Origin of the sequence: Hymenobacter roseosalivarius DSM 11622 (assembly GCF_900176135.1) — a bacterium.
Taxonomy (GTDB): domain Bacteria; phylum Bacteroidota; class Bacteroidia; order Cytophagales; family Hymenobacteraceae; genus Hymenobacter; species Hymenobacter roseosalivarius.
Genome location: NZ_FWWW01000046.1, coordinates 1 through 24,052 on the forward strand (window position 1 = coordinate 1; position 24,052 = coordinate 24,052).

22 protein-coding genes, 1 tRNA gene and 1 pseudogene are annotated in these 24,052 nt (G+C 54.9%); 18 read left to right on the forward strand and 6 right to left on the reverse strand.

Annotated features, from left to right (window positions below):
* Nucleotides 1-124: 124 nt before the first annotated feature.
* The 5 genes and pseudogenes from B9A24_RS22575 to B9A24_RS23175 form a co-directional block, all read left to right on the forward strand.
* Nucleotides 125-247 (forward strand): annotated as a pseudogene (locus tag B9A24_RS22575) (fasciclin domain-containing protein); the annotation flags it as partial.
* A gap of 312 nt (nt 248-559) precedes the next feature.
* Complete coding sequence (locus B9A24_RS04030; RefSeq protein ID WP_084443892.1) at nt 560-991, forward strand: Fur family transcriptional regulator; 432 nt, start codon at nt 560-562, stop codon at nt 989-991.
* Between the two features lie 319 nt (nt 992-1,310).
* Nucleotides 1,311-1,724 carry a hypothetical protein gene (locus tag B9A24_RS04035; RefSeq protein ID WP_143434747.1) on the forward strand — a complete coding sequence of 138 codons (414 nt, stop codon included), beginning with the start codon at nt 1,311-1,313 and terminating at the stop codon, nt 1,722-1,724.
* 15 nt (nt 1,725-1,739) lie between these two features.
* A complete protein-coding gene (locus B9A24_RS04040; protein WP_084443894.1) occupies nt 1,740-2,045 on the forward strand; it encodes a histidine kinase dimerization/phospho-acceptor domain-containing protein in 306 nt (101 codons plus the stop codon).
* A 194-nt stretch (nt 2,046-2,239) separates the two neighbouring features.
* Complete coding sequence (locus B9A24_RS23175; protein WP_084443895.1) at nt 2,240-2,410, forward strand: ATP-binding protein; 171 nt, start codon at nt 2,240-2,242, stop codon at nt 2,408-2,410.
* Between the two features lie 102 nt (nt 2,411-2,512).
* Here the strand turns inward: B9A24_RS23175 and B9A24_RS04050 are convergent.
* Nucleotides 2,513-2,585: transfer RNA gene (locus B9A24_RS04050), tRNA-Thr, on the reverse strand.
* A gap of 191 nt (nt 2,586-2,776) precedes the next feature.
* On the opposite strand from B9A24_RS04050, the gene B9A24_RS04055 reads away from it, so the two are divergent.
* The 7 genes from B9A24_RS04055 to B9A24_RS04085 all read left to right on the forward strand — a co-directional run bounded on the left by B9A24_RS04055 (nt 2,777) and on the right by B9A24_RS04085 (nt 9,894).
* On the forward strand, nt 2,777-3,229 hold the full coding sequence (locus tag B9A24_RS04055) for a hypothetical protein (RefSeq protein ID WP_084443896.1): 453 nt from the start codon (nt 2,777-2,779) through the stop codon (nt 3,227-3,229).
* Between the two features lie 68 nt (nt 3,230-3,297).
* Entirely contained in the window at nt 3,298-4,065 is a 768-nt protein-coding gene (locus B9A24_RS04060; RefSeq protein WP_084443897.1) for an FkbM family methyltransferase, read from the forward strand.
* Entirely contained in the window at nt 4,062-4,352 is a 291-nt protein-coding gene (locus B9A24_RS04065) for a DUF4834 family protein (protein ID WP_084443898.1), read from the forward strand. The genes B9A24_RS04060 and B9A24_RS04065 overlap by 4 nt, the downstream gene beginning before the upstream one ends.
* A gap of 75 nt (nt 4,353-4,427) precedes the next feature.
* On the forward strand, nt 4,428-5,183 hold the full coding sequence (locus B9A24_RS04070) for a GAF domain-containing protein (protein ID WP_084443899.1): 756 nt from the start codon (nt 4,428-4,430) through the stop codon (nt 5,181-5,183).
* 235 nt (nt 5,184-5,418) lie between these two features.
* The gene (locus B9A24_RS04075; protein WP_084443900.1) at nt 5,419-8,001 is read left to right on the forward strand and encodes a YfhO family protein; all 2,583 of its coding nucleotides are present in this window, start codon (nt 5,419-5,421) and stop codon (nt 7,999-8,001) included.
* A 183-nt stretch (nt 8,002-8,184) separates the two neighbouring features.
* Entirely contained in the window at nt 8,185-9,123 is a 939-nt protein-coding gene (locus tag B9A24_RS04080; RefSeq protein ID WP_084443901.1) for a 1-aminocyclopropane-1-carboxylate deaminase/D-cysteine desulfhydrase, read from the forward strand.
* Between the two features lie 141 nt (nt 9,124-9,264).
* Nucleotides 9,265-9,894 (forward strand): DUF4230 domain-containing protein, encoded by a 630-nt coding sequence (locus B9A24_RS04085; RefSeq protein WP_084443902.1) that lies wholly within the window; start codon nt 9,265-9,267, stop codon nt 9,892-9,894.
* 9 nt (nt 9,895-9,903) lie between these two features.
* On the opposite strand, the gene B9A24_RS04090 is transcribed toward B9A24_RS04085, so the two are convergent.
* Nucleotides 9,904-10,830, reverse strand: coding sequence for a hydrogen peroxide-inducible genes activator (locus tag B9A24_RS04090; protein ID WP_084443956.1), 927 nt, complete (start codon nt 10,828-10,830; stop codon nt 9,904-9,906).
* Between the two features lie 153 nt (nt 10,831-10,983).
* On the opposite strand from B9A24_RS04090, the gene B9A24_RS04095 reads away from it, so the two are divergent.
* Nucleotides 10,984-12,642 (forward strand): catalase, encoded by a 1,659-nt coding sequence (locus tag B9A24_RS04095; RefSeq protein WP_084443903.1) that lies wholly within the window; start codon nt 10,984-10,986, stop codon nt 12,640-12,642.
* 75 nt (nt 12,643-12,717) lie between these two features.
* Here the strand turns inward: B9A24_RS04095 and B9A24_RS04100 are convergent, their stop codons facing one another.
* Both B9A24_RS04100 and B9A24_RS04105 read right to left on the reverse strand, forming a co-directional pair.
* Nucleotides 12,718-13,218 (reverse strand): regulatory protein RecX, encoded by a 501-nt coding sequence (locus B9A24_RS04100; RefSeq protein WP_084443904.1) that lies wholly within the window; start codon nt 13,216-13,218, stop codon nt 12,718-12,720.
* 59 nt (nt 13,219-13,277) lie between these two features.
* The gene (locus B9A24_RS04105; protein ID WP_084443905.1) at nt 13,278-14,249 is read right to left on the reverse strand and encodes an EamA family transporter; all 972 of its coding nucleotides are present in this window, start codon (nt 14,247-14,249) and stop codon (nt 13,278-13,280) included.
* On the opposite strand from B9A24_RS04105, the gene B9A24_RS04110 reads away from it, so the two are divergent.
* The 3 genes from B9A24_RS04110 to B9A24_RS04120 all read left to right on the forward strand — a co-directional run bounded on the left by B9A24_RS04110 (nt 14,248) and on the right by B9A24_RS04120 (nt 19,274).
* Nucleotides 14,248-16,743, forward strand: coding sequence for a bifunctional UDP-N-acetylmuramoyl-tripeptide:D-alanyl-D-alanine ligase/alanine racemase (locus tag B9A24_RS04110; protein ID WP_084443906.1), 2,496 nt, complete (start codon nt 14,248-14,250; stop codon nt 16,741-16,743). The genes B9A24_RS04105 and B9A24_RS04110 overlap by 2 nt on opposite strands.
* Before the next feature lie 584 nt (nt 16,744-17,327).
* Nucleotides 17,328-18,572, forward strand: a complete 1,245-nt coding sequence (locus B9A24_RS04115; protein ID WP_234996963.1) for an alpha/beta hydrolase — start codon at nt 17,328-17,330, stop codon at nt 18,570-18,572.
* Between the two features lie 93 nt (nt 18,573-18,665).
* On the forward strand, nt 18,666-19,274 hold the full coding sequence (locus B9A24_RS04120) for an OmpA family protein (protein WP_084443908.1): 609 nt from the start codon (nt 18,666-18,668) through the stop codon (nt 19,272-19,274).
* Nucleotides 19,275-19,395: 121 nt separating this feature from the next.
* Here the strand turns inward: B9A24_RS04120 and B9A24_RS04125 are convergent, their stop codons facing one another.
* Entirely contained in the window at nt 19,396-20,295 is a 900-nt protein-coding gene (locus tag B9A24_RS04125) for a carboxypeptidase-like regulatory domain-containing protein (RefSeq protein ID WP_084443909.1), read from the reverse strand.
* A 181-nt stretch (nt 20,296-20,476) separates the two neighbouring features.
* Nucleotides 20,477-21,376, reverse strand: a complete 900-nt coding sequence (locus tag B9A24_RS04130; protein WP_084443910.1) for a carboxypeptidase-like regulatory domain-containing protein — start codon at nt 21,374-21,376, stop codon at nt 20,477-20,479.
* 260 nt (nt 21,377-21,636) lie between these two features.
* Between B9A24_RS04130 and B9A24_RS04135 the strand changes: the two genes are divergently transcribed.
* Both B9A24_RS04135 and feoB read left to right on the forward strand, forming a co-directional pair.
* Nucleotides 21,637-21,855, forward strand: a complete 219-nt coding sequence (locus B9A24_RS04135) for a FeoA family protein (protein ID WP_234996965.1) — start codon at nt 21,637-21,639, stop codon at nt 21,853-21,855.
* A 48-nt stretch (nt 21,856-21,903) separates the two neighbouring features.
* Nucleotides 21,904-24,051 carry a ferrous iron transport protein B gene (feoB, locus tag B9A24_RS04140; RefSeq protein WP_143434749.1) on the forward strand — a complete coding sequence of 716 codons (2,148 nt, stop codon included), beginning with the start codon at nt 21,904-21,906 and terminating at the stop codon, nt 24,049-24,051.
* The last annotated feature ends 1 nt before the right edge of the window (nt 24,052 follow it).

Below are 24,052 nucleotides of genomic sequence, written 5' to 3' on the forward strand. Positions count from 1 at the left end.
GGACGCTCTCACGTCCGGCTTTTTTTGTGCCCTGGGGGGCTTTTCTGGGAAATTCGGCCCCGAATAAATGAGTGCTTCGGGAAGAAGACTAAAGTGAAAACGCTGCTTACAAGTAGAGGCGAATAAGCAGCAGCTCAGCAATATTCTGACCTGCCATGTGATGCCCGGCAACACGATGGCTGCTGACTTGAAAGACGGTCAAACCATCAAAACGGGGCGGGGCGAGTCGCTGGCCGTGAGCCTATAGGGCGGCACCTTCACGATTCGCGATGCCAAAGGTGGCTCGGCAACCGTAACCATTCTCGACATTAAAGCCACCAACGGTACCGTTCCTTCCATCGACGCGGTACTAATGCCTACTAAGTAGGCGTTGCTGGTATAAAGTAAAAAAGGGCCTGCTTCATGGAGGGAGGACCTTTTTGGTGGTGCTGGCCGTGCGAATGCCGCCCTGGAATCAGTTCGGGTGGCTCCACAACGCTGGTCGGTCGTATTTTTACAATGCCCTGGCCAAATAAAGCTGCCGGCACTGGTGCTTTTCCGTTTACGTTTTCGAACCCGTATGTCCGTTGCCGATTCTGCCGCTACTCTGCTTGCCCAACATGGGCTGCGTCAAACGCCCATCCGACAGGCTGTTTTGCGGGCGTTTCTGGCCAAAACCTACGCGCAGTCCAGCCATGATCTGGAGCAAAGCCTGGACTCCAACACCGACCGGATTACCTTGTACCGCACCCTGAAAACGTTCGAGGAAAAGGGCGTGGTTCACCGCGTTATCGACAATACCGATATCCTCCGCTTCGCACTTTGCTCACGCGAATGCCCCCCCCACGCGCACGCCGATGATCATGTACACTTCAAGTGTTCCGCCTGCCTGCGCACGTACTGCCTCAATCATGTGGCTATTCCGGCCGTGGCGCTGCCAGGGGGTTTTCAGGCTACATCGCGCGAATATCTACTGACGGGCGTTTGTCAGCAGTGCGGTGTCAGTCAATAAGTGTCGTATCAATTCGCTGAGAGATGAAAGAAACCCCCGCCTTAGCTAAAACACTGCCTCGGGTAAAATCCGTGAGTTACCGCTGGCGGGGGTGCTCTACCGTGTCACCGAATCTGCTTTCCTTAGTATCGCGCTGTTTCTACCCTATCCACCTTATCCCACAGCACAGCCTAGAACTTAACCGTAATGCTGTGCGCGATTCGTGCGCGCCGTTGGCTGCCTTATCTATCCCCAGCGACCTGCTTTACACCCTACTCGATATATCCCTGATAGCTGTGAACCTGCCTTCCCCGTGTATGGAGCGGGCGGCAGTGAAATAGTGAACTTCCAGATTGACTATGTCAATCCGGCCGGGCAGCGGATGGTCAGTTTACCAGAGCGGCCAGGTGGAACCATACCAACCCGCTTCCCTGGCTCCCTATCTAACGGAGTCTTTGACTTCTACCGACGGGCGTTTGAAACTGGCGAAGCCGGTCAGTATAAGCTGAATTACCAGGCCGACGGACTCGACAACTACTTTCATCTGGCAGCCCAGCGCAGTGGCGAGCTGTTGGTGGTAAGCTTCACCGATACCGCCGATCAGGACCGTAGTATGGTAGAGCCAGCCCTGCGCGAAAGCCAGGTACGCGAATGGGAAGGGCTGGACCGATTAGAAACCCAGCGTCAGCAGTTGGACACGCTGTTTAGTCAGGCCCCCGCCGCCAACGCGGAGCTGGGTAACAGCAATGACTAGCTCCGGCGAACGAACGTGGATCTGGACAACTTCATCTATACGACCTCGCATGATTTGAAAGCGCCTATTATTAACATCAAGGGCCTGCTACATGCGCTGCAACAACAATTGCCCCCCAGCAGTCAGGAAGGCGACGTGAACTTCATTCTGTCATTGATGCAGGGCGCGGTTGATCGTTTCAAAAATACCATCGACCACCTGACCGAGGTGTCAAAGCTGCAAAAGGAGCACGATCAGCCCGCCATAACCGTTGATCTAGCGGAGGTTATTGAAGACATCCGCCTGGACTTGATGCCGCTGATGGAGCAAGTACAGGCGTAGCTGGAGGTGGATGTAGAGGCATATCCCACGCTATCTTTTTCCAAGAAAAACCTGCGCTCGATCGTGTATAATCTGTTGAGCAATGCGTTCAAATACCGTCACCCAACCGCCCGGCCCATGTGCGGATCAGCTGCCGTCTCGAAGCCGGCTATGCTATTTTGGAGGTTTAGGATAACAGACTGGGACTCGACCTGATGCGGGAAGGACAGCTGTTTGTCATGTTTCAGCGCTACCATACCCACGTAGAGGGCTCAGGTATTGGGCTATACATTGTTAAAAAGATAATTGACAACGCGGGGGGCAAAATTGAGGTGGAAAGCCAGCTCGGAGTTGGCTCCACCTTCCACGTTTACTTCAGGTGCTGATATCGGCCGCTGCTATTGTGGATTTCAGCCCTGTTAGCAAAGTGCGGAAGAAAAAAGGCCCCCAAAGTCGCATCTGCGACTTTGGGGGCCTTTTTTACGAAGAGCCTCTTATTGGACTCGAACCAACGACCTGCTCATTACGAATGAGCTGCTCTACCAACTGAGCTAAAGAGGCGTATTCTCCGCGGCCGTAGCCGCCAGGAAGAACAAAGATAGGCAGGCGCCGGAAACTAGTGCAATGCTGGGGGGCTTTTTTCTAACCTCAACCATTAGCAAAAGCGAACAACAGGCCGTAGCTGTTATGCGTTTGGAAAAAGATAGCCGACATAATAGCCGGCGTTCGTTTGAATTTGACCCCCATACCAGATGAAATCTGCTACCGTAGTTCGCGCTTTAGGTAATGGCCTTGCGGGCGCCGTTGTGCTGACGGCCGTGCACGAAACCGTCCGCCACATATTACCCGCTACTGCGCCGCGCATGGACGTGCTGGGTATGCGCGGCCTGCGCAAGCTGCTGGGCAAGGCAAATGCCCCCCAGCCCGACCACGATACCTTGTTCAACTTAACAATGGCCGGCGACCTACTTTCCAACGGCTTGTACTACAGCTTGGTAGGCGCCGGCAAAAATGCTTGGCAACGCGGTGCCCTGCTTGGCTTAGCCGCAGGCATAGGCGGTGTGGTGCTACCCGGCCCGATGGGCTTAGGCAAAGCTCCCAGCAGCCGTACTCCCCAAACCAAGCTGATGACGGTGGCCTGGTACCTGATTGGTGGGCTGACCGCAGCGGGCGCAGCGTGGGCAACGCGCATGCGGAGAAAGTAAACGGCTATGCTTGACGCGGCTCAGTTTAGTGCGTCCACGTAACCGGACATGCTACCTTTGCCGCCGTTATGGTAAAACAACTCCGCAAACTCTTGGTCCAGGCCCTCGGCTTTGAGCGCTACATTCGTTTCGTGAGCCGCGTGTACCTGAGGCTGGTGGGGGCGGGCTGGGGGCGGGCCAAGTATCCCGAACTGTTTTTTCTAGAGAAGATTATCCGGCCTGGCTTCGTGTGCCTGGATATTGGCGCGAACCTGGGCTACTACTCCGTGGCGTTGTCGCGCCTGGTAGGCACGGAAGGAAGGGTATTGGCCGTAGAGCCCATCCCGGATTTCCAGAAAATATGGCGCGACAACGTGCGCCTCAGCGGCCTCGATAACCTCACGCTGCTGCCCTACGCTCTTGGGGGGCAAAATACCACCGTGCGAATGGGTACGCCCGAGCGCGATGGGCTGCTGCACCACGGCATGACCAAAGTAGCGGCTTCCAACCCCAACGAAACCTACGCCCGCACCTACGAGGTGCCCATGCGCGTGCCCGACGAGCTGCTGGCCGATCTGCCCCGCCTGGATTTTGTAAAATGCGACGTGGAAGGCTTTGAGCACGAGGTGTTTCGCCATCTGCAAGCCACGCTGCGCCGCTGCCGGCCCCTTATCCAAACGGAGCTGAATGGCCTGGAAAACCGCCAGAGCGTAGTAAAATTGCTCGCTGAGCTGGGCTATAAACCATTTGTGCTCTCGGTGCGTTCTGAACTTGTACCCTGCTCGGCCGAGCAACTCACCAGCGCCGTTACGGCCGACTTCTACTTTCAACCCGAGTCCTCGCCTTCCCGCCCATGACCAAGTTTCTTCTCACTCTGCTCATTATTTCGCTGCTCGTGCGCTTTGTGCTGCCCGTGGTGTTGCGGCTGGTGGTGGGGATGTTCATCAAAAAGCAAGTCCGCCGCTACGGCCAGCAGTTTGGACAAGCTCCGCCGTTTGGGCAGGCCTCACCCTTCAGCCGCCCGCCCGGCCCGACTCCGGCGCCCGGCGAGGTGCGCGTCGAGTACGTGCCACCCCAGCCCCAAGCCCGCCCGGATACCGAGTTCAAAGGCGGCGACTACGTGGAGTACGAGGAGGTAAAATAATTCATCTTGATAAACTAAAAGATTGCCTTGCTGGATGCCTTTGCGCGCTTCCGGTAGTACCATACTTAATTTCTTATGACGTTATCTACTTCTAGCTCGCATGTGCCTGCTAATGAGCCGCAGCGACTGGAAGCCTTAGCTCCTTACTTGGTGCTAGGTACCGCGCCCGACGCGGTGTTTGACGAGGTTGTTCGTCTTACGGCCAAGTTGTTCAATGCACCTATTGCCCTGGTTTCGCTGGTGGAAGAGGGTAGTGTTTGGTTTAAAGCTAACTTCGGCTTAGCCGGCGCCGAGCGGGTAGCTCGCAACGAGAGTATGTGCTCAGTGGCCATCTTACAGGATGGGACTACTATCTATGAAGATTTGCTCCAAGCGCCCTGCCAGCTTACCAAGCCCGATGTGGCGGAGGCTCTGCAGCTCCGCTTTTATGCCGGGCATCCGTTGCGCAGTGCCGATGGCCACCATATCGGGACTTTATGCGTAATTGACCGTCAGCCCCGCACACTTTCCATTACTGAACAGTTGCGCTTGCAGGCACTAGCGGCCGTAGTGATGAAGCTGCTTGACCTGCGCTTGGCCCTGAAGCCGCATCCGACCCATTCCCGCGCCCTGTGGTTACAGCTTTATCATCACCTGGATGAATCGCTCACGCGCCTGAATACGTTGGCCGAGTTGGCCCGTTGGGAAGAGTCGGTGCACACGACCGATGCACTTAAGTATCAGCAATCTATTGAGGATGAAGCTGATCTGATTACTCAGATACTAGACAAGCAAATTTCGGCTGCCATGGCTACGGTGCTTGCCCTAGATGAAAGCGAGAAAGCAACATAAGTAACCTGCTTGATTCGTTTGCCTGCTTTGGTATTGGCTTATAAGTAGTAAACCCGCAAAAAAGCCCCTAGCTTTCCTCGTTTCAAAACCGGGCGGCTGGGGGGCTTTTTTATGTCCGCCAAAATCGTTCTCGAACGCCATTCGTTTCCCCGAATAAAATAAACGACCTACCTTCGGCAGGCTTTGCCGGGCCCTAGGGGGCTTTTTGGCTGATTATCGACTCTTTTGTTTGCTGATGACTACTGTTTCTCCCGTTGCCGTGCCGCTGTGGCGGCGGATGCTGCCTCACCTGCTGGCCGTGTTGTTTTTCCTGGTGCTGGTGTTCGTATACTTCTCACCCCTGGTGCTGGAGGGCAAAACCCTCGCCCAGCACGACATCGTGCAGTTCAGGGGCGGCTCGCAGGAAGCAGCCACCTTCCGCGACGCGACTGGGCAGGAGGCGCTCTGGACCAATTCCATGTTCTCCGGGATGCCTACCTACCTCATCAGTACTCGCTTTCCCGGCGATTTATCGGTGTATCTGCACCAGGTGCTTACCCTGAATATGCCGGCGGTGGTAGCTAATCTGTTTCTGGCACTGCTCTGCGGCTATATTCTGTTCGTAGCGCTGGGGGTGCGGCCTTTGGTGGCGGTAATGGGTGCCATTGCGCTGGGCTTTACTAGTTACAACCTCGTTATTCTGGCCGCTGGGCACAATACCAAGTCCCTGTCGCTGGCATACGCGCCGCTGGTGCTGGCGGGGCTGCTGGTCACGTTTCGGCGTAACCGCTGGCTGGGCGGGGCCTTGTTTGCCCTAGGACTGACCATGAATGTGCGCTCCAATCACCTGCAAATCACCTATTATCTGCTATTGTTGGTGTTGGTGTTTGGGATTGTAGAGTTGATTTATGCCTTCCGCGAAAAGCGCCTGCCCGACTTTCTGGGACGCACGGCTTTGTTAGGAGCTGCGGCTCTATTGGCCGTTGGCGTCAGCTTTGGCCGCCTCTACGTCACGGCCGAATATGGCAAGTACTCTATCCGAGGCCGCTCCGAACTCACGACCCCTTCGCCCGGCGCCCCAGCCGCCGCTGCTGCCGATGATGCTCCCAGCGGCTCGGGCCTGGACCGCGATTATGCGTTCGGCTGGAGCTACGGCGTAGGCGAAACGATTACGTTGCTCATTCCCAACTACTTCGGTGGTGCCAGCCAAGGGGCACTAAGTGAAAGCTCAGCAACCGGCAAAGCGCTGACGCAGCTCGGGGTGCCGCCGGTGCAATTGCGTGATTATCTAAGCCAATTGCCGCTTTATTGGGGTGATCAGCCCAGCACTAGCGGCCCCGTGTACGTGGGCGCGGTGGTGTGCCTGCTGTTTGTGCTGGGACTATTCGTGGCCGACCGCCGCTTGCGAGCCTGGTTATTGATTGGTACTATGTTGTCCATCGTATTGGCCTGGGGTAAGAACTTCGAGGTTTTCAACAACCTGATGTTCGATTATTTCCCCGGCTACAATAAGTTTCGGTCGGTGAGTATGGCACTGGTCATTGCCCAATTGGCTATGCCATTGCTGGCCGTGCTGGCTTTGGCCCGCGTGCTGCGCGCCCACCGCACGGCTGCGGCACCATTGGCTGGCCCCCCGGCCCTCACGCTTCCTGCTGTCGACTTAGCCGAAACGTCCGACCTCAAGCGCAAGCTGCTCTATGCCGTAGCCGGCACGGCGGGCGTATGCATCCTGGCCTGGCTGCTGAGTCTGGGGGCCGATTTTGCCTCGCCTATTGATGCGCAATTGCAGCAAAGCGGCTTTCCGCTCGATGCCATTCGCCAGGACCGCGCTGGCCTGCTCCGGGCTGATGTGCTGCGCTCGTTGTTCTTTATTCTGGCCGCGGGGGGCGTTTTGTACTTCTTTTTGCAGCGCAAGATCTCGGCCACGGCCGCCGCGCTGACTATCGGCGCCCTCACCCTCGTTGACCTGTGGGCGGTAGATAAGCGCTACCTCAACGACTCTAACTTTCAGCGCGAGACCGTGACGCAGCAGTTTGTGCCAACGCCGCAGGATCAGCAGATTCTGCAGGATAAGGATCTGAGCTACCGCGTGCTGAACCTGAATAATCCCTTCAACGAAGCCAATACCTCTTACTTCCACAAAAGCATTGGGGGCTACCATGGGGCCAAGCTGCGCCGCTACCAGGATTTAATTGAGCGCCAGATTACTCCCCAGATACAGCAAATCTTCGCCCAGAGCAAGCCCGATGCGGCCCCGGTCCTCAACATGCTAAACACTCGCTACCTCATTATTCCGGCCGCCGAGAAGCAGCCTCAGCAGGTAGCCCGTAACCCTGGTGCCCTCGGCAACGCGTGGTTTATTACTGAAATCCAGCAAGTGCAGAGCCCCAACCAGGAAATTGCGGCCCTCAGCAGCTTCAATCCCGCCACCACGGCCGTTGTGGATGCCTCAAAATTCCCGCTCACCAAAACCGCCTACAACGTCGCCGGCTCCACCATTCGCCTCACCAACTATTCGCCGGACGCGCTGAAGTATCAGGCCAGTGCTGCCCAGGATGGCTTTATAGTCTTCTCCGAAATCTATTATAAGGACGGCTGGAACGCCTACATCGATGGCAAACTGGTGCCGCACCTGCGGGCCAACTATGTGCTGCGCGCCCTGCCCGTGCCTGCTGGCCAGCATACCATTGAGTTCAAGTTTGAGCCGCAGGCCTACGCCATTGGCAACACCGTGTCGCTGGTTTCATCTATCATCTTGATTCTGGGCTTGATAGGTGTGGCTTTTTACATCTGGAAAAAGCGGCCGGTGCTGGCTAATCAGGATTTGGTAGCGGTGTAACCAAGCTCCAGCTGAGTTACTTTGCCTGTAACGCGAACTTTTAGTTCGCGTATCGTCGCTGACGTTGCATAAGTCGTTGCTCAATGCCTCTGAGTGTCGCGCAACGAAACGCGAACTAAAAGTTCGCGCTACAGGCAGACGACTGCACAGTTCCCCCAAGCTCCAGCTTGGTAACTACGTCTCATGACCACAGCCGACCCGATAATTCTTCAAGAACTAGACGAACCCACCGCACGCCACCACGGTATTCGACTGATTTTGCTCCGCGATGATTTAAAGCACCCCGAACTGCCGGGTAACAAGTGGCGCAAGCTCAAGTACAACTTACTAGAGGCCAGGGCCCAGGGTCACGACACGCTCCTGACCTTCGGGGGGGCTTTTTCCAATCATTTGGCGGCCGTAGCGGCTGCGGGGCGTTTGTATGGCTTCCGCACAATTGGCGTAGTGCGGGGCGAGTCAACAAGCCCACTGAATCCCACGCTGGTCCAAGCCGTGGCCGACGGTATGACCCTGCGCTACCTCGACCGTGACACGTACCACTATAAGCAGGAACCCAGTTTCCAAGCTGACTTGCTCCATCAAACGGGCCCCGCTTATATACTGCCCGAAGGCGGCACAAACGAGCTTGCTCTGCGCGGTTGCGCCGAGTTAGTAACCGAGCTGAACGCCCAAACTTCCTTCGATACACTGTGCGTAGCCTGCGGTACCGGCGGCACGCTGGGAGGCTTTTTGGCAGCGCTGAAGCCCCAGCAGCAAGCCGTAGGCGTGGCAGCGCTGAAGAACGGCGGTTTTCTACAAGATGACATTAACGTGTTGACAACTGCCGCCGGGCAAACTATTGCGGCCCAATGGTCAGTGCAGACGCAATATCATTTCGGGGGATACGCCAAGTTTTCGCCCGATCTAATGACGTTTATCCGGCAATTCCAGCAGCGCCACGGCGTCCTGCTTGATCCCCTGTACACGAGCAAGCTATTGTATGGCGTCCTGGATTTACTGAATCAAGATTACTTCACGGCTGGCAGTGCCGTAGTGGCCGTGCATACGGGCGGCTTGCAGGCCTGGGCCGGTTTTCGAGCCCGGTTTGAGAAGCGAAGCAGCTGGTGGCCGGAAGTAGCTTGATCAATAAGCAGCGGGGATTTCGGCGCGGCGAATTAAAAGCAAGCGAATATTTGTTGCGACTCAACAGTGCCTAAGATGAGTTGGCCACGTATTCAGACCAGCCATTGACCTTGTTTTCTGCCCGCCGTTTTATCTCACCGCATGATCCGCTTGCTCCGCCGCTTATTGCCGTTGTTGTTTTTGGTGGGGTTAGGCTGGTTTTTGTGGGAGAAGGTGCAGCCCACGCTGGCGGAGCTGCAAAACCCGTTGCGGCCCACGCCGCAAATCACCGTGACTCATAACACGGTGCTTACCAAGGTGGAAAGCCTGGGCCGCATGGAGCTGGTGCGCTTTCGCTTCAAGGATGTGGTGGAATATCGCAAAAGCACCTACCGCTTTCTGCCCGACTCCAAAGTAGCTCTTATCGTGGCCGGGGAGGCGGTCGGCTGCCTCGACATGACCAAAGTGCGCCCCCAGGATGTCGTGTTTGAGGGTGACTCCATCCTGAGAGTGGCTTTGCCCGCGCCCGAGTTGTGTACATGGCGCGTCGATCACAGCCAGAGCAAAGTGTACAGCACCGAAAACTCGTTTTTTCAGGATGCCGAGCTCATCGACGAAGGCTACCGCTACGCCGAGCGCAACGTGCGCCGAACGGCTCTGCAATCGGGTATTCTGCCCCAGACCACGCAAAACGCGGAGAAAATCTTGCGTCCTATGCTCGAAACCATGACCGGGCGCCGCGTGGTGCTGACGCAGCAAATGGCTCCGCCCCAACGGCCGGCTAAGCGGTAGGTGGCTTTTTTACTGCCATTTTATTTTCTGCGTCGCTCTGCCCGCGTGCAGCCGTTCGGGCACCTGCTCCAGAATCAGCTGGCGCAAATTGGTAAGCAGCTGAGTGCGTACAAAGCCATGATGCACTACTAAGCTTACTTCGCGCACCGGCTCTGGCGCCTCGAAGCGCTTTACCATCGGGTTGTCACCCGCCTCCCCCAGTACAGACAGCTCTGGCACCAGCGTGTAGCCGTTGTTGCGGCGTACCAGCTCCTTTAAGGTTTCAATAGAGCCGCTTTCATAGCTGTACGGATGTACGCCATCTGGTGGCGCGCAAATAGTAAGTACCTGATTGCGAAAGCAATGGCCTTGCTGTAGCAGCCACAAGCCGGCCCCCGAAAGATCGGTGGGGCGCAGGGTGGCGTGCGCATACAGCGGGTGCGATACTGATACGTAGCCCAAAAATGGTTCTTCCAATAGCGGCACTTCGCGCAGCTGCCCGTCGTCGAGGGGCGTGATAAGGAGTCCTATATCGAGCTGGTGCGCTTTGAGCCGGCTTACCAATTCTTCTGATTGCAGCTCCTCCACCCGCACCCGCAGCTGGGGATGGCGCTCAGCCAAGGGCACTAAAAATAAAGGTACCAAGTACGGGGCCAGCGTTGGAATAATGCCGAGCCGCACTTCGCCCACTAGCTCCCCCTTTTCCACCTGCACTACTTCGCGCAGCAGCTGCACTTCGCGGAGCACATGGCGAGCCTGCTGAATTACTTTAACGCCCACGGCAGTAGGCTCCAGGCGTTTTTTCTTGCGGTCGAATAGGAGTACACCCAACTCTTCCTCCAGTTTTTGGAGTTGCATACTCAGCGCCGGCTGCGTTACGTGGCAGCTGCCGGCAGCACTCACAAACTGCCGGTGCGTGTCGAGCGCAAGGAGGTATTCAAGCTGTTGCAGATTCACCGTCCGAAGATACACTATAAGCGTTGCTGATACTATTATCAAAAAAAATGATTTGATTTATACTTATAACAGCAGCATCTTTGACAGTAATTATATAAGATTGTCTCCCGACATCTCTCGTATAAGTAATCATCACCTAAACAAAGCTTTCCTATGGACCAAGACCAAAATCCCACGTCCGGCAACGGTACGGGTACGGCCGTTACCGGCGCTGGCTCTTCGCAGGACACGCGCACCGCGGCCGGCGAAAACGCCCAGACCCTCACCACCCGTCAGGGCCACCCCGTTACCAACAACCAAAATTCACGCACCGTGGGCAACCGCGGCCCCGTGACGCTGGAGAACTATCAGCTGCTGGAAAAAATCAGCCACTTCGACCGGGAGCGTATCCCGGAGCGCGTAGTGCACGCTCGTGGCGCCGGTGCTCATGGTGTGTTTGAATCTTACGGCACCGTTGGCAACGACCCCATCAGCAAGTACACACGGGCCAAACTGTTTCAGGAGAAAGGCAAGCAGACGCCCGTATTCGTGCGTTTTTCTACCGTAATCCACAGTAGCCACTCCCCCGAAACCCTGCGCGACCCGCGTGGTTTTGCCGTAAAATTCTACACGGAAGACGGCAACTGGGACCTCGTAGGCAACAACCTGAAGGTGTTCTTTATTCGCGACGCCCTCAAATTCCCGGACGTAATTCACTCTCTGAAGCCCGATCCGATTACCAATCGGCAGGATGGGGGGCGTATTTTCGACTTCATGAGCAACACGCCCGAGGCGATGCATATGCTCACCTTCCTGTTTTCGCCCTGGGGCATTCCGGCCAACTACCGGCAGATGCAGGGTTCTGGCGTAAACACCTATAAGTGGGTGAATGCCGATGGCGAAGGGCACTTGGTGAAGTATCACTGGGAGCCGTTGCAGGGCATCAAAAACCTGACTCAGCCGGAAGCCGAGAAGATTCAAGCCAAGAACTTCAACCACGCCACCCAGGATTTGTACGATCATATTGCCAAAGGCGAGTTTCCGCAGTGGGAGTTCCGCGTGCAGCTAATGCCCGATGGTGACCACCCCGAGCTGGATTTTGATCCGCTGGACGACACCAAGATCTGGCCCGAGGATCAGTTCCCGATGTACCCCATCGGCAAAATGACTCTGAGCAAGAACCCAGAAAACTACTTTGCGGAAGTAGAGCAGGTGGCTTTCGGTACGGGTGTTCTGGTAGACGGTCTCGACTTCTCCGATGATAAGATGCTGCAGGGTCGTACGTTCTCGTACTCTGACACCCAGCGCTACCGCGTGGGAACAAACTACTTGCAACTGCCCATCAACGCGCCTAAAAAGCACGTTGCTACTAATCAGCGCGATGGGCAGATGACCTACCATGTGGATACGGCCCCCGGTCAGAACCCGCATGTGAATTACGAGCCATCCTCTCTAAACGGCCTGAAAGAAGCCCCCCGGTCGGCCCCGGATCATAAGCCGCACTACAATGGTGTGCTGATTCGTGAGACTATCGATCGGCAGAACAACTTCAAGCAGGCCGGTGAGCGGTGGCGCCTACACGAGGAGTGGGAAAAGGAAGACTTGGTAAACAACTTGGTTGATGCCATCTCGGCCGCCGAGCAGCACATTCAGGATAAGATGGTCGAGCTATTCACCCAGTGCGACCCCGAGTACGGTCAGCGCGTGGCGGAAGGCTTGAAAAAACATGCTGAAATGTCGAATTCTAATGGCCAGGCCGGCATGAATGGTAAGAAAGAATCGGATGCAGTAGCGCAGGCTGAAGAGCGTGCCCACGAGGCCCAGCCTTACTAAGGCCGAGTTAGAATTGATTAAAAAAGCCCCCCAGAACAGTTCTGGGGGGCTTTTTCTGTGGGCGAAGAACCAGTATTACTCGTCTTCATCTGTCTTTTCCTTGCCCAGATCATCCAGCGCCATCTTGATCAGGTCAGACTCATAGCCTTTGCTGGTCATAAAAAGTTGCAGCTTCTGGCGGCGCACTCGTGAATTCTTCTCCTTTTCCTGGCGGTCCTTCTTTTCCAGCACGTCCACTAGATTCTGGTAATACTCGTCGCCGTCTATCTCCTTCATGCCTTCCCGGATGCAGTACTCGGAGATACCTTTAAACTTGAGGTCTTGCAGGATGCGGCGGCGACCCCACTTCTTGAGCCGGTACTTGCCGCGCACGAAGCTCTTGGCGTAGCGCTCCTCATCCAGCAGTTTTTCCCGACTCAGGCGGATGATGATTTCGCCGGCTTCGTCCTCCGTGAGGCCGTAGCTGCGGAGCTTGTCTTCGGTTTCCTTGAACGTGCGTTCCTGATAAGTGCAGAAAGAGGCTATTTTCTGAAGCGCTTCTGGCGGCGTATAAAACTTTTTGGCGGGCTGCTGCATGCGTTGTGAAAAGGTGTTTGGTACCGTATACAGTTTAACTTAGCCTAAGCACAAAAGGATCAAAGGATGGGCTTAATAATGGCTGGTTTATCTCCAAAGCGCATATTATATAGCACGACCGAGCCCAGAATAACAGCGTACGCTACCGCCTGTAGGGTAGTAGCGGCCTCGTTGAAATAAAGAAAAGCCAGCAGAAAGCTTACGACCGGATTCAGATACATCAGAATACCTACCGTACCCGAAGGCAGGGCATTCAAGGCATACAGGTTCAGAAACAGCGGTAGCACCGTGAATACAGCACTCAATATGGCCGTCATCAGGAGCAGATGCGTGTCGTGAAAACCGGCCAGAGGAGAAGCCCCCAGAAAGCTGGCAGTAGGCAGAATAAAGGCAGCAACCAAGGAAAGCTGTACGGTAAGTAATACCAGCCGGTCGTAGCCTTGCAGGCGGCGCTGGGTGATGAGGTAAAGGGCGTAGGTGGCCGCGACGACCAGGCTCATGAGTAGTGTGCGCGCCGCGCCCGTCCCCAGCAACGCGCAGCTCAACGCGCTCAGCCCGATGGCCAGCCACTGGTTGCGCCGCAGCTTTTCGCGCAGCACCAGAAACCCCAGCAGCGCCGTCAGGATAGGACAGATGAGGTAAGCGAAGGAGCCCGCCTGCACGCTCACTTTATTAATGACATAAATAAACAGCAGCCAGTTGGACGTCAGTAAAATACCCCCCAGCAAGGTGCTGCCAGCCACCCCGCGCCGCTCACCTATCGGCGCTTTCCGCCACTTTTGCCACGTCGCCCGCACGGCCGAAAAGCGGAGAAGCAGGTTGATGATCAGTAAAATAAGGAGAGAAATGAGCACTCGAAAGAACAGAATCTGCCCACTGCTGTAACTCGTGAGCATACGGAGCGGAATGGGAAAAAACCCCCAAATAAGAAAAGCCGCGAGTGCGGCCAGGTGGTAGCGAGTAAGTTGCACGACGAAGAAACAAACGGTAAAGACCGCAAAGATACCACACGCCGTACCTTTGCTCCCCATGCTACTGTTCACCGATTTGCCCGCTCTTACCAGCGGCACTTTGCTCCAATTGCCCCCCGAAGCAACTCGTGTTCAGTACCTGCTGCTCGACAGCCGGCGCGTGGGACAGCCGGCCGGGTCGCTGTTCTTTGCTATTCGCGGCGCTCAGCACAACGGCCACCGCTACCTGCCCGACCTATATCAGCGTGGGGTGCGCTTGTTTGTGGTCGATAGAGTGGAGGAAATTCCGGGGGGCAAATTGGCATTTCCCGAAGCGGGCTTTCTGCTAGTGGAAGACAGTCTGGTGGCTTTGCAGGCGCTGGCGGCCTGGCACCGGCGGCAGTTTGAAATTCCGGTAATTGGTATTACGGGCTCCAACGGCAAGACCATTGTGAAAGAGTGGCTGGCCCAGCTGCTAGGCTCCGACGAACTCATCTGTAAAAGCCCGCGCAGCTACAATTCGCAAGTGGGCGTGCCGCTATCAGTGTGGGAACTGAACGCAACGCACACGCTCGGGATTTTTGAGGCTGGAATTTCGGAGCGGGGTGAAATGGTGAAGCTCGCCCATATTATTCAGCCCACGCTCGGCATCTTCACCAACCTCGGCACGGCCCACGATGCCGGCTTTCCCTCGGCGGAAGAAAAGGTAAACGAGAAAATGCAGCTTTTTGCAGCGGTAGACACGCTTTTCTACTGCCGCGACCATGACGCCATTCATAGGGCTGCCCAGCAGATGCTTGGTCCGGCTCGCACCTTTATCTGGAGTCGGCAACACCAGCAGGGGGCAAATTTGGGCGTTACGGTAACAGAAGCCAGTGCCGAGCGCACGGTGGTGCATGTGAATCTGGTTCGCCCGAGAGTTGAGGAATACACGTTTACCTTGCCCTTCGCCGATGAGCCTTCGGTGGAAAACGCCCTCCATTGCTTAGCCGTGCTGCTGTGGTACGCCGTGCCAACCGCCGAGATTCAGCGCCGCCTCGACCGGCTGCTGCCCATAGCGATGCGCCTGGAGATGAAGCAGGCCCTCAACGACTGCTACGTTCTCGATGATACCTACAACAACGACCTGGCGGGCCTCACCCTCGCCCTCGATGCCCTGGCCCGCCAGCCCCGCCGCGGGCAGCGCACGCTCATTCTCTCCGACGTGCTCGAATCGGGCCAGCCGGCCGGGGAGTTGTACGCCAGAGTTGCGGCTCAGCTGCCGGCCCACGGCGTGGAACGCGTTATCGGCATCGGGCCAGCCATTAGCGAATATCAACACCTGTTTGGAGCTTTCCAGGGGGCATTTTTTGCGACAACAGAAGAGTTTCTGGCCAATTTTCAGCCCGAACAGTTTCGCCACGAAACGATTCTGGTGAAGGGTGCCCGCCGCTTTGAGTTTGAGCGTATCGTAGCGGCTTTTCAGCAAAAAATTCACGGTACGGTGCTGGAAGTAAACCTCGATGCGCTGGTGCATAACCTCAACTACTACCGCGCCCGTCTCGCGCCCGGCACCCGCCTGATGGTGATGGTAAAAGCCTTTGCCTATGGCAGCGGCAGCTACGAAGTGGCCAACCTGCTCCAGTTTCACCGGGCCGATTACCTGGCCGTGGCCTACGCCGATGAGGGCGTGGAGCTGCGGCAACACGGCATTAGTCTGCCGATTATGGTGATGAATCCTTCGCCCGACAGCTTCCAGAAGCTGCGGCAGTATCATCTGGAGCCCGAAATTTACTCGTTCGAACGCCTGCACGATTATCTTTTAGCTGCCCAGGACCAGCCGATGCCGGCCATTCATCTGAAGCTCGACACAGGCATGCGCCGGTTGGGGTTTGCTGAGGAAGACTTGGATGAGCTATGTACGCTGCTGCGCAAAAAAGCCCCCCAGCTGCGCGTAGCCAGTATGCTGACCCATTTGGCGGGCGCCGACGAAGAGCAGCATAACGATTTTTCGCGCCAGCAACTAGCTGCATTTCAACGGATGACTCCGCTTGTAGAAGCGGCCCTGGGCTATTCTGTGTTGAGGCATGCATTGAACTCCGCTGGCATCGTGCGGTTTCCAGAGGCTCATCTGGACATGGTGCGTCTGGGCATTGGCCTGTATGGAGTGGAGGCCTCGGGCAAGGATACAGCTGCCCTGCGCCCAGTCAGTACATTGCGAACAATCATTTCTCAGGTTAAGAAACTGCCTGCTGGTCAAACGGTTGGGTACGGTCGTCGTGGAGCTGCCACTGATTTTGAGCGGCGGATCGCTACTATAGCCATTGGCTATGCCGATGGCTACGACCGGCGCTTTGGCAACGGCGTGGGCGAAGTAGTAATACGCGGACTGCGGGCTCCCATCCTAGGCAACGTATGTATGGATATGTGCATGGTCGATGTCACCCACATTCCTGATGCGCAGGCTGGTGACTTAGTAGTCGTATTTGGCGAGGAGTTACCGTTGGTAGAGCTGGCTTCCCGCATTGGCACCATCGCCTACGAGCTGCTAACGAATGTGAGCGAACGGGTGAAACGGATATTCATAACAGAATAATTAAATTTTAGTTATATCCATGTTTTTATTGCAGCTATTTATTGGTATAATTTAAAAGCAAAGCCTGAGCCTAAACTATCAAGGAGTGGATGTATAAGCCAGAATATGGTAAGAGAATGAAGCGAAATTTATTACTCTCTAATAAGCATAGTAGCGTTTTTTAAATGCATTTATGTCATTTTCTATAAGTAAAATATCCGCTTAAATTGCGACGATACTTAAGCAGTAGGCTGGTTTGTTAATCTTGTTTTGTGTATAAAATGGCATCAAGGCCGGGAAAAGTTTTTTTCTGGCCTTAATGCCATTTCTGTGTGCCTCTGGTGCACGTTTTGTATAGGGCAAAATTTCCGATCTGCTGTAGTGATTCCATACGTCTTTGGTTTATCACACGCTTACCCCAAACTACCCGTTCATTCCTCACTCTCTTGTGCATGAAGAAAATTCTCTACTCGACTTGTTTAGGCCTCTGTCTGGTTATTGCGCTGCTTATGTCAGTTCCGGCACGGGCAGCGTCTCCCGCGTTAGATGGTTTGTGGAAGGGGCCTTTACCTGTACCAGGAGGTCAGTTAGAGGTGGTATTCAGAGTGGTAGCTCTTACGGGCGGCTCTTTCTTCGCTACGCTCGATGTCCCGCAGCAAAAGATCAGCCGCATGGCCGTCAGCGTTGAAGTGCGCGGCGATACGATTGTGTTCGTGGCCCCCGAAGCGGGCAGCCAGTTTATGGGCTTGGTTTCGGCTGATGGCAAAGCATTGACGGGTACCTGGCAACAGCCTGGCTACCAGGTGGCCTTAACCCTTGGCTACACGTCGGCACAGATAAGTACCGCTAAGAGTGCGCGGCTCACCCCTCCTTATCGTGAGGAGGAAACAACGGTGAGTAATACTGCCGCCAACTTAACCTTGGGCGGTATGCTCACGATTCCGGCCGGTGAGGGCCCCTTCCCGGCTGTCGTATTGATTTCGGATATGGGACCGCAAGATCGTGATGCCGCCGTTGGTGATTATCGGCCCATGGGCGTACTGGCCGACTTTCTTACCCGCCGCGGTATCGCCGTGCTGCGCTTCGACGACCGCGGCGTGGGCAAATCGAGTGGCGACTATAACGAGGCTACACCTCCCGGCTTAGTAACCGACTTACAGGTAGCTATGCGTGCGCTGCGCAGTCGCCCTGAGATTAATTCTTCCAAAGTTGGCGTTGTTGGACACGGAGAGGGGGGTAATATTGCTCTGCTGGCCGCCGCCCAGGAAGAGGCTCCTGATTTTGTGGTTACTATGGCCGCCAGTGGCTTATCAGGCCGCGACCTGGTACTGCGCCAGCAGGCCGATTTGCACCGCTCTATGGGTGCCAGCACCACGCAAATGCAAATTGGCGTGATGCGTCGGCAGGCAATTCTGGATGTCATTCGTCAGACTCCCGACAATGCAAAAGCGCAACGCTTGGTCGCTATTATGCTGAGAGAAACGAATCCATCTATTGACGTGGCTACAGCCAGGGTTAGCGCCGGTCTATTAACGACGGATCGTTACCGCTACTTCCTGGATTTTGACCCTGTTAATAAGCTGTCAGCGGTAACTTGCCCAGTACTGTTGCTTTCAGGTACCGCCGACTCTTACATCGAAGCTGATATTAATCTTAACTCGCTGCAAAAAGGTCTGAAACACAATAGCTCTGTAAATAGCCGCAAGTTGATAGGCGTTAATCACATGTTTCAGGCCGACCCGGCACAGTGGACAGTCGTAAATGGTCAGAAGCAGCCTACTTTCTCGCCCCAGGCCCAAGAGGCCATCCGGCAGTGGATTATCGTGCAGGCAACAGAGAAAGCGAAGTAGAAAAAGTAAAGCAGGTATAGGCTGAGCTAATAGGCTAGATGAACCGTTGTGGGGTCGTGTTCGTAGAACAGGGCTCCACTACTCTCTCCTGCTATGAAAAAATCACTGTTTACAATTCTTAGTGCCGCTGTCCTGCTGACTGGTTGCGACAACCTGAAAAATCCGGCCAACAAAAACGAGCCTGAAGAAGCCACTGCCGATACAGCGATAGTTTATCGGGAGGGCGAGGCTGGTCCTGCCGTTGCCGTTGCCGACGGTGATTTAATCGATACGGACGCGCTGAATCTGCCTGACGTCGATTTCCCCGAGATTAATCTTCCAGACGTCTCTGTGCGCGGCAACGACCAATACAGTGTGTACGGCCTTGAAGAAACCGTACTCTTCGATACCGACAAAGCCACAATTAAGCCCAGCGCAGCCAAAGCCTTGCAGCAAATATCCGCTTCTATCGGTCAGCGTTCGGCTGGAAAGCAAATGCGCATCATTGGCCACGCCGATTCGCGCGATACCAAATCATACAATAAAGAGCTGAGCGAGCAGCGCGCCGAGGCGGTGAAAAACTGGCTGGTTCAGAACGGTAAGATTGAGGCTTCGCGTGTGGCTGTTCAGCCCATGGGCGAGTCGAAACCGGTGGCCTCCAACGCCACGGCTGCTGGCCGTCAGCAAAACCGCCGCGTTGAAATCGCCGTGCTCAACAAGTAGCGGATAGCTACTTGTTGCAAATTCAGCTAGCACAAAAAAGCCCCCCAGGATTAGTCTGGGGGGCTTTTTTGTAGTACTCAGATAACGATTGAATAAAAATAAGATCGACTTAATATAAGATCTACTTAATCATATCTACTTCGGCCTTGATCATAGCGTTGTAGCGCAAACCGCCCGCGCCGGACATCGTCATCAGCGTCCAGCCTTTGCCGAGTGTATAGCTCCAGGTTCGGCTCTCTTTGAACTCGAACGTCGGCCGCATGATCTGACCGTAGGGTGTATAGTTGTCGTCGAAATTGGTGGTATAGAACTTGTCGCCACTTACAATCCATTCCATGGCTACATAAAAGCCTTCATCCGGAGCCACGATATTGTATTGGGTTAAATCAATGGTGAACCACTGCCCGCCGCCTGGCGCTGATACCACGACGTTCTCGGTCAGCAAATCGGAGTTAGGGGAGCTATAGTTGCCGTCGGGAGCGTAGATGCGCACCCGGAAAGGCTCGCGGGGGAAGCCGTGCTCCCCGATGTAAAACGATACGGAGCGCACGTTACCCAGCTTCTTGCCCTTTTCGTTTTTTACGAAAAAGGCATACTGGCTACCTGGCATGCCCTGAATCATGCCGTCGCCGGGCGTATTGGAGCGCGCGCCCAGCTTCAGATCCTTCACTTTACTGGCCTGTACTTTTATTTCGGCCAGCTCATAAATCCGTTTAGAGACTTCAATTACCATGTCGGCCTGGCTAGCGCCGCGCTTTACCAGCACAGCCGTGCGCTCGTAACCCAAGGCCAGAACGATCAGCGAGTCTTGCGCATTTTTGGTGGGGCCGCTCATCTGAAAGATGCCGATTTCGTTGGTAAGAGCGCCACTTTGCTCTTCTTTCAGCCCAATGGAAGAGAAGGGAATGGGCTCTTTCGTCTTCTTGTCGATAATACGACCAGATAGCCGCGTTTCCTGAGCTATGCTTAGCCCCGGAAGCAGCAGACAAAAGGTGAAGGTGAATAGTACGCGTTGGAACATAAAGTGGAGTTTACAGACCAGAAAACAAGTTTGTAAGAGAAATAGGGCTGGGAGAGATAGTTGTTAGAAACGCCAAATAGCGGTCGGAAAGCGTGGTTCCGTATAACTAAAGACCAGTTTCCGGGTAGAGATCAACCTTTGATATAGCTTGGCAAAAAGCGTAAAGCAGCTAAGCCACGCCTTACTTATACATATCTACTTCGGCCTTGATCATGGCATTGTAGCGCATGCCATTATTGGCCAGGGTTATCAGGCTCCAGCCGCGGCCGATGGTATAATTCCAAGTCCGACTTTCTTTGAACTCGAACGTCGGCCGCAGAATCTGACCGTAGGGCGTATAGGTATCCATGAAGTTGGTGGTATAGAACTTATCACCCGTCACTATCCATTCCATAGCCACATAAAAGCCCTCATCCGGGGCTACGATATTGTATTGGGTCAAATCAACGGTGTACCAGGCGCCGCCCTTCACGGCCGACACCACGACGTTCTCGGTCAGCAGGTCGGAATTAGGGGAGCTGTAATTGCCGTCGGGAGCGTAGATGCGCACCCGGAAAGGCTCGCGGGGGAAGCCGTGCTCACCGATAAAGAATGACACCGTGCGCACCAATCCTAGTTTCTTGCCTTTGTCATTCTTGACATAAAAGGCATATTGAGTGCCGGGCATGCCCTGAATCATGCCGTCGCCGGGCGTATTGGAGCGGGCGCCTAATCCGATGGGTTTTACCTTGCTGGCTTCAACTTTAATACCACTCAGCAAGTATTCGCGCTTGGGCACTTCAATAATGATTTCATCCAGATTCTTATCGCTTTTTCTTACCAGAATGGCCGTACGCTTGAAGCCTAGCGCCATCACAATCAGCGAGTCCTTCTGATTTTTCTCCGGCATGGCTATCTGAAAGTAGCCGTATTCGTTGGTCAAAGCACCTGCCTGCTCTTCTTTCAAACCAATAGAAGCGTACTGAATGGGCTCCTGCGTTTCTTTATCAACTACTCGACCTGAAATTCGGTCGGCCTGCGCGAAGCTGCAATAGGGCAGCATCAAGGCAAAGACGACTAAAGAAAGTACACGTTTGAACATAGCAAAAATGAGTAGTTGTACCCCAAAACTACAATGAATGTGCCAATGTCATCCGTATTTTCCTCGAATAGTTATACCTGTGCAACTTTCTGATGGAATAATTCTAAGCTGGTCTAAACCACTTCTTATGAGTGATTGAAGAAAACCATCTTTTGGCCGAAACCTAAATGGGACGTACCTTTGTTTGAATCTTGTCTAAATAACCAATCCTGCCTGTGGCTATCCGTTCTACTACCGCTGCCCCTACGACCCAACGTAGTGTGAAAGACCTTCGTCTGGGCGAGAGCGGGACGATTTGCTGCCTACAGGATCCCGAGATGGCGTTGAAATTATTAGAAATGGGTTGCATTCCGGGCACGCAAGTGCGCCTGAATAGCCGCGCTCCGTTGGGGTGCCCCATTACACTGGTACTTGGCGACGAAGATTATACGCTTTCGTTGCGGGTTAGCGAGGCGGCTACCATTTTATTGAAAAAATAACCGGCGCGGATGGCTCGCCTGGCAACTATATCTACTGTGCCCGCTCCGATGGCCGTCGCCTCAAGCGTTGATAGCATACCTGCGCCTCATTCCCGTCGGGGATTGACACGCATTGCCTTGGTGGGCAATCCTAACTCGGGCAAATCCTCGCTGTTTAATCAGCTCACAGGCCTCAATCAGAAGGTTGGCAATTTCCCGGGCGTTACGGTTGACCGGAAGACCGGCATCAGCCAGCTTACGCCCCAGCACCGCGCCGAAATTATTGACTTGCCGGGTACGTATTCGCTATACCCGAAAAGCCTGGACGAGAAGGTTATTGCTGACTTGCTCTACGACCGTGACTCGGCGCAGTATCCCGATTTCGTGGTGGTAACGGTAGATGCTTCCAACCTGCGGCGTAACCTACTGCTTTTCACGCAGCTTGCCGATTTGGGCTTGCCCGCTGTGCTTGCCCTCAATATGATGGATGTAGCCGAGCAGCACGGCGTGCACATCGATATTGCTGAGTTGCAGCAGGAGCTAGGCGTTCCCGTCATTCCCATGAATGCTCGTAAGGGCATTGGGGTAGCAGCGCTTAAGATTGTGATGGCCCAGCACCTGGACGCGCCAACAGTGCGTTTCTACGCGCCCGACGCAGCCCTGCTGCCCATGCTCCGGCAGATCCGGGAGCGTTTCGATCTGCACAATGATTACCTGGCGCTGCACTACGCGCACCAGTTTCGGCATATCAGCTTTCTGACGCCGGATCAGCGGCAGTACGTGCAGGGGTTGGTAGAAAAGTATGGCTTCGAGCCTACTGCACGCCAGGCCCAGGAAACGATTGCCCGCTACGCCCGCATCAACGAGATTCTGCTTAATGCGGTGTCGGTGACGCGTACCGAGCGCAATGAGCCGTACAGCAACAAGCTGGATAAAGTGCTGACTCACCGGGTTTGGGGCTACATGATTTTCTTTGGGGTGCTGTTTATGATGTTTCAGGCGGTATTTGCCTGGGCCAGCTATCCCATGGATTTGATTGACCAGGGCATAGCCCTGATTAACTCGCTCATTCAAACCAACTTTAATGGGCCGCTGATTAATCTGCTCACGGAGGGGGTTATCGCGGGTCTGGGGGGCGTTTTGATCTTCATTCCGCAGATTGCTTTGCTCTTTGCTTTCATTGCGGTGCTGGAGGAAACGGGCTATATGGCCCGCGTTACGTTTATGATGGACCGCATCATGCGCAAGTTCGGCCTGAACGGTAAGAGCGTGGTGCCGCTCATTTCGGGCGTGGCCTGCGCCGTGCCGGCCATTATGAGCGCCCGCACCATTGAGAACTGGAAAGACCGCATCATTACCATTTTTGTCACGCCGCTGATGAGCTGCTCGGCCCGGATTCCGGTGTACACGGTGCTCACGGCTTTGGTTGTGCCCGATGAGAAGGTGCTTGGTTTCTTCAACTTGCAGGGTGTGGTGCTGATGGGTTTGTACCTGCTAGGGTTCCTATCGGCTATGTTTTCGGCGTTGGCCCTGAAGCTGCTGCTTAAGACGCAGGAGCGGAGCTACTTTATTATGGAGTTCCCAGTGTACCGCTGGCCGCGCTGGAAAAACGTTGGTATCACCATCGTTGAGAAGGTAAAAACCTTTGTGTTTCAGGCCGGGAAAGTCATTGTGGCCATATCCGTTATTCTATGGGTATTAGCTTCCTATGGTCCGGGCGAGGCACTGGAGCAAGCCGAGCAGCGGGCGCGTGCCACCGCCGCCCAGCAACAGCTTTCATCTGAGCAAACCGACAACCGGGTTGCTTCTGAAAAGCTTGAAAACTCTTATGCCGGACTATTTGGCCGCACGTTGGAGCCAGCCATTCGCCCTTTGGGCTTCGACTGGAAAATCGGTATTGCCCTTATCACGTCATTCGCCGCCCGCGAGGTATTCGTGGGGACTATTTCCACGATTTATAGCGTAGGCCAAGACGCGGACATGCGCACGGTGCAGCAGAAGCTCGCCGCCGAGAAGGACGAAAACGGTCAGCCATTTTTCACGCCGGCGCGAGCATTTTCGTTGCTGGTATTCTACGTGTTTGCTATGCAGTGCATGAGCACGCTCGCTGTTGTATACCGCGAAACCAAAGGCTGGAAATGGCCTCTGATGCAGCTGGTCTACATGACAGGGCTGGCTTACGTGTCGTCGCTGGTTGTATATCAGCTGTTTAAGTAAC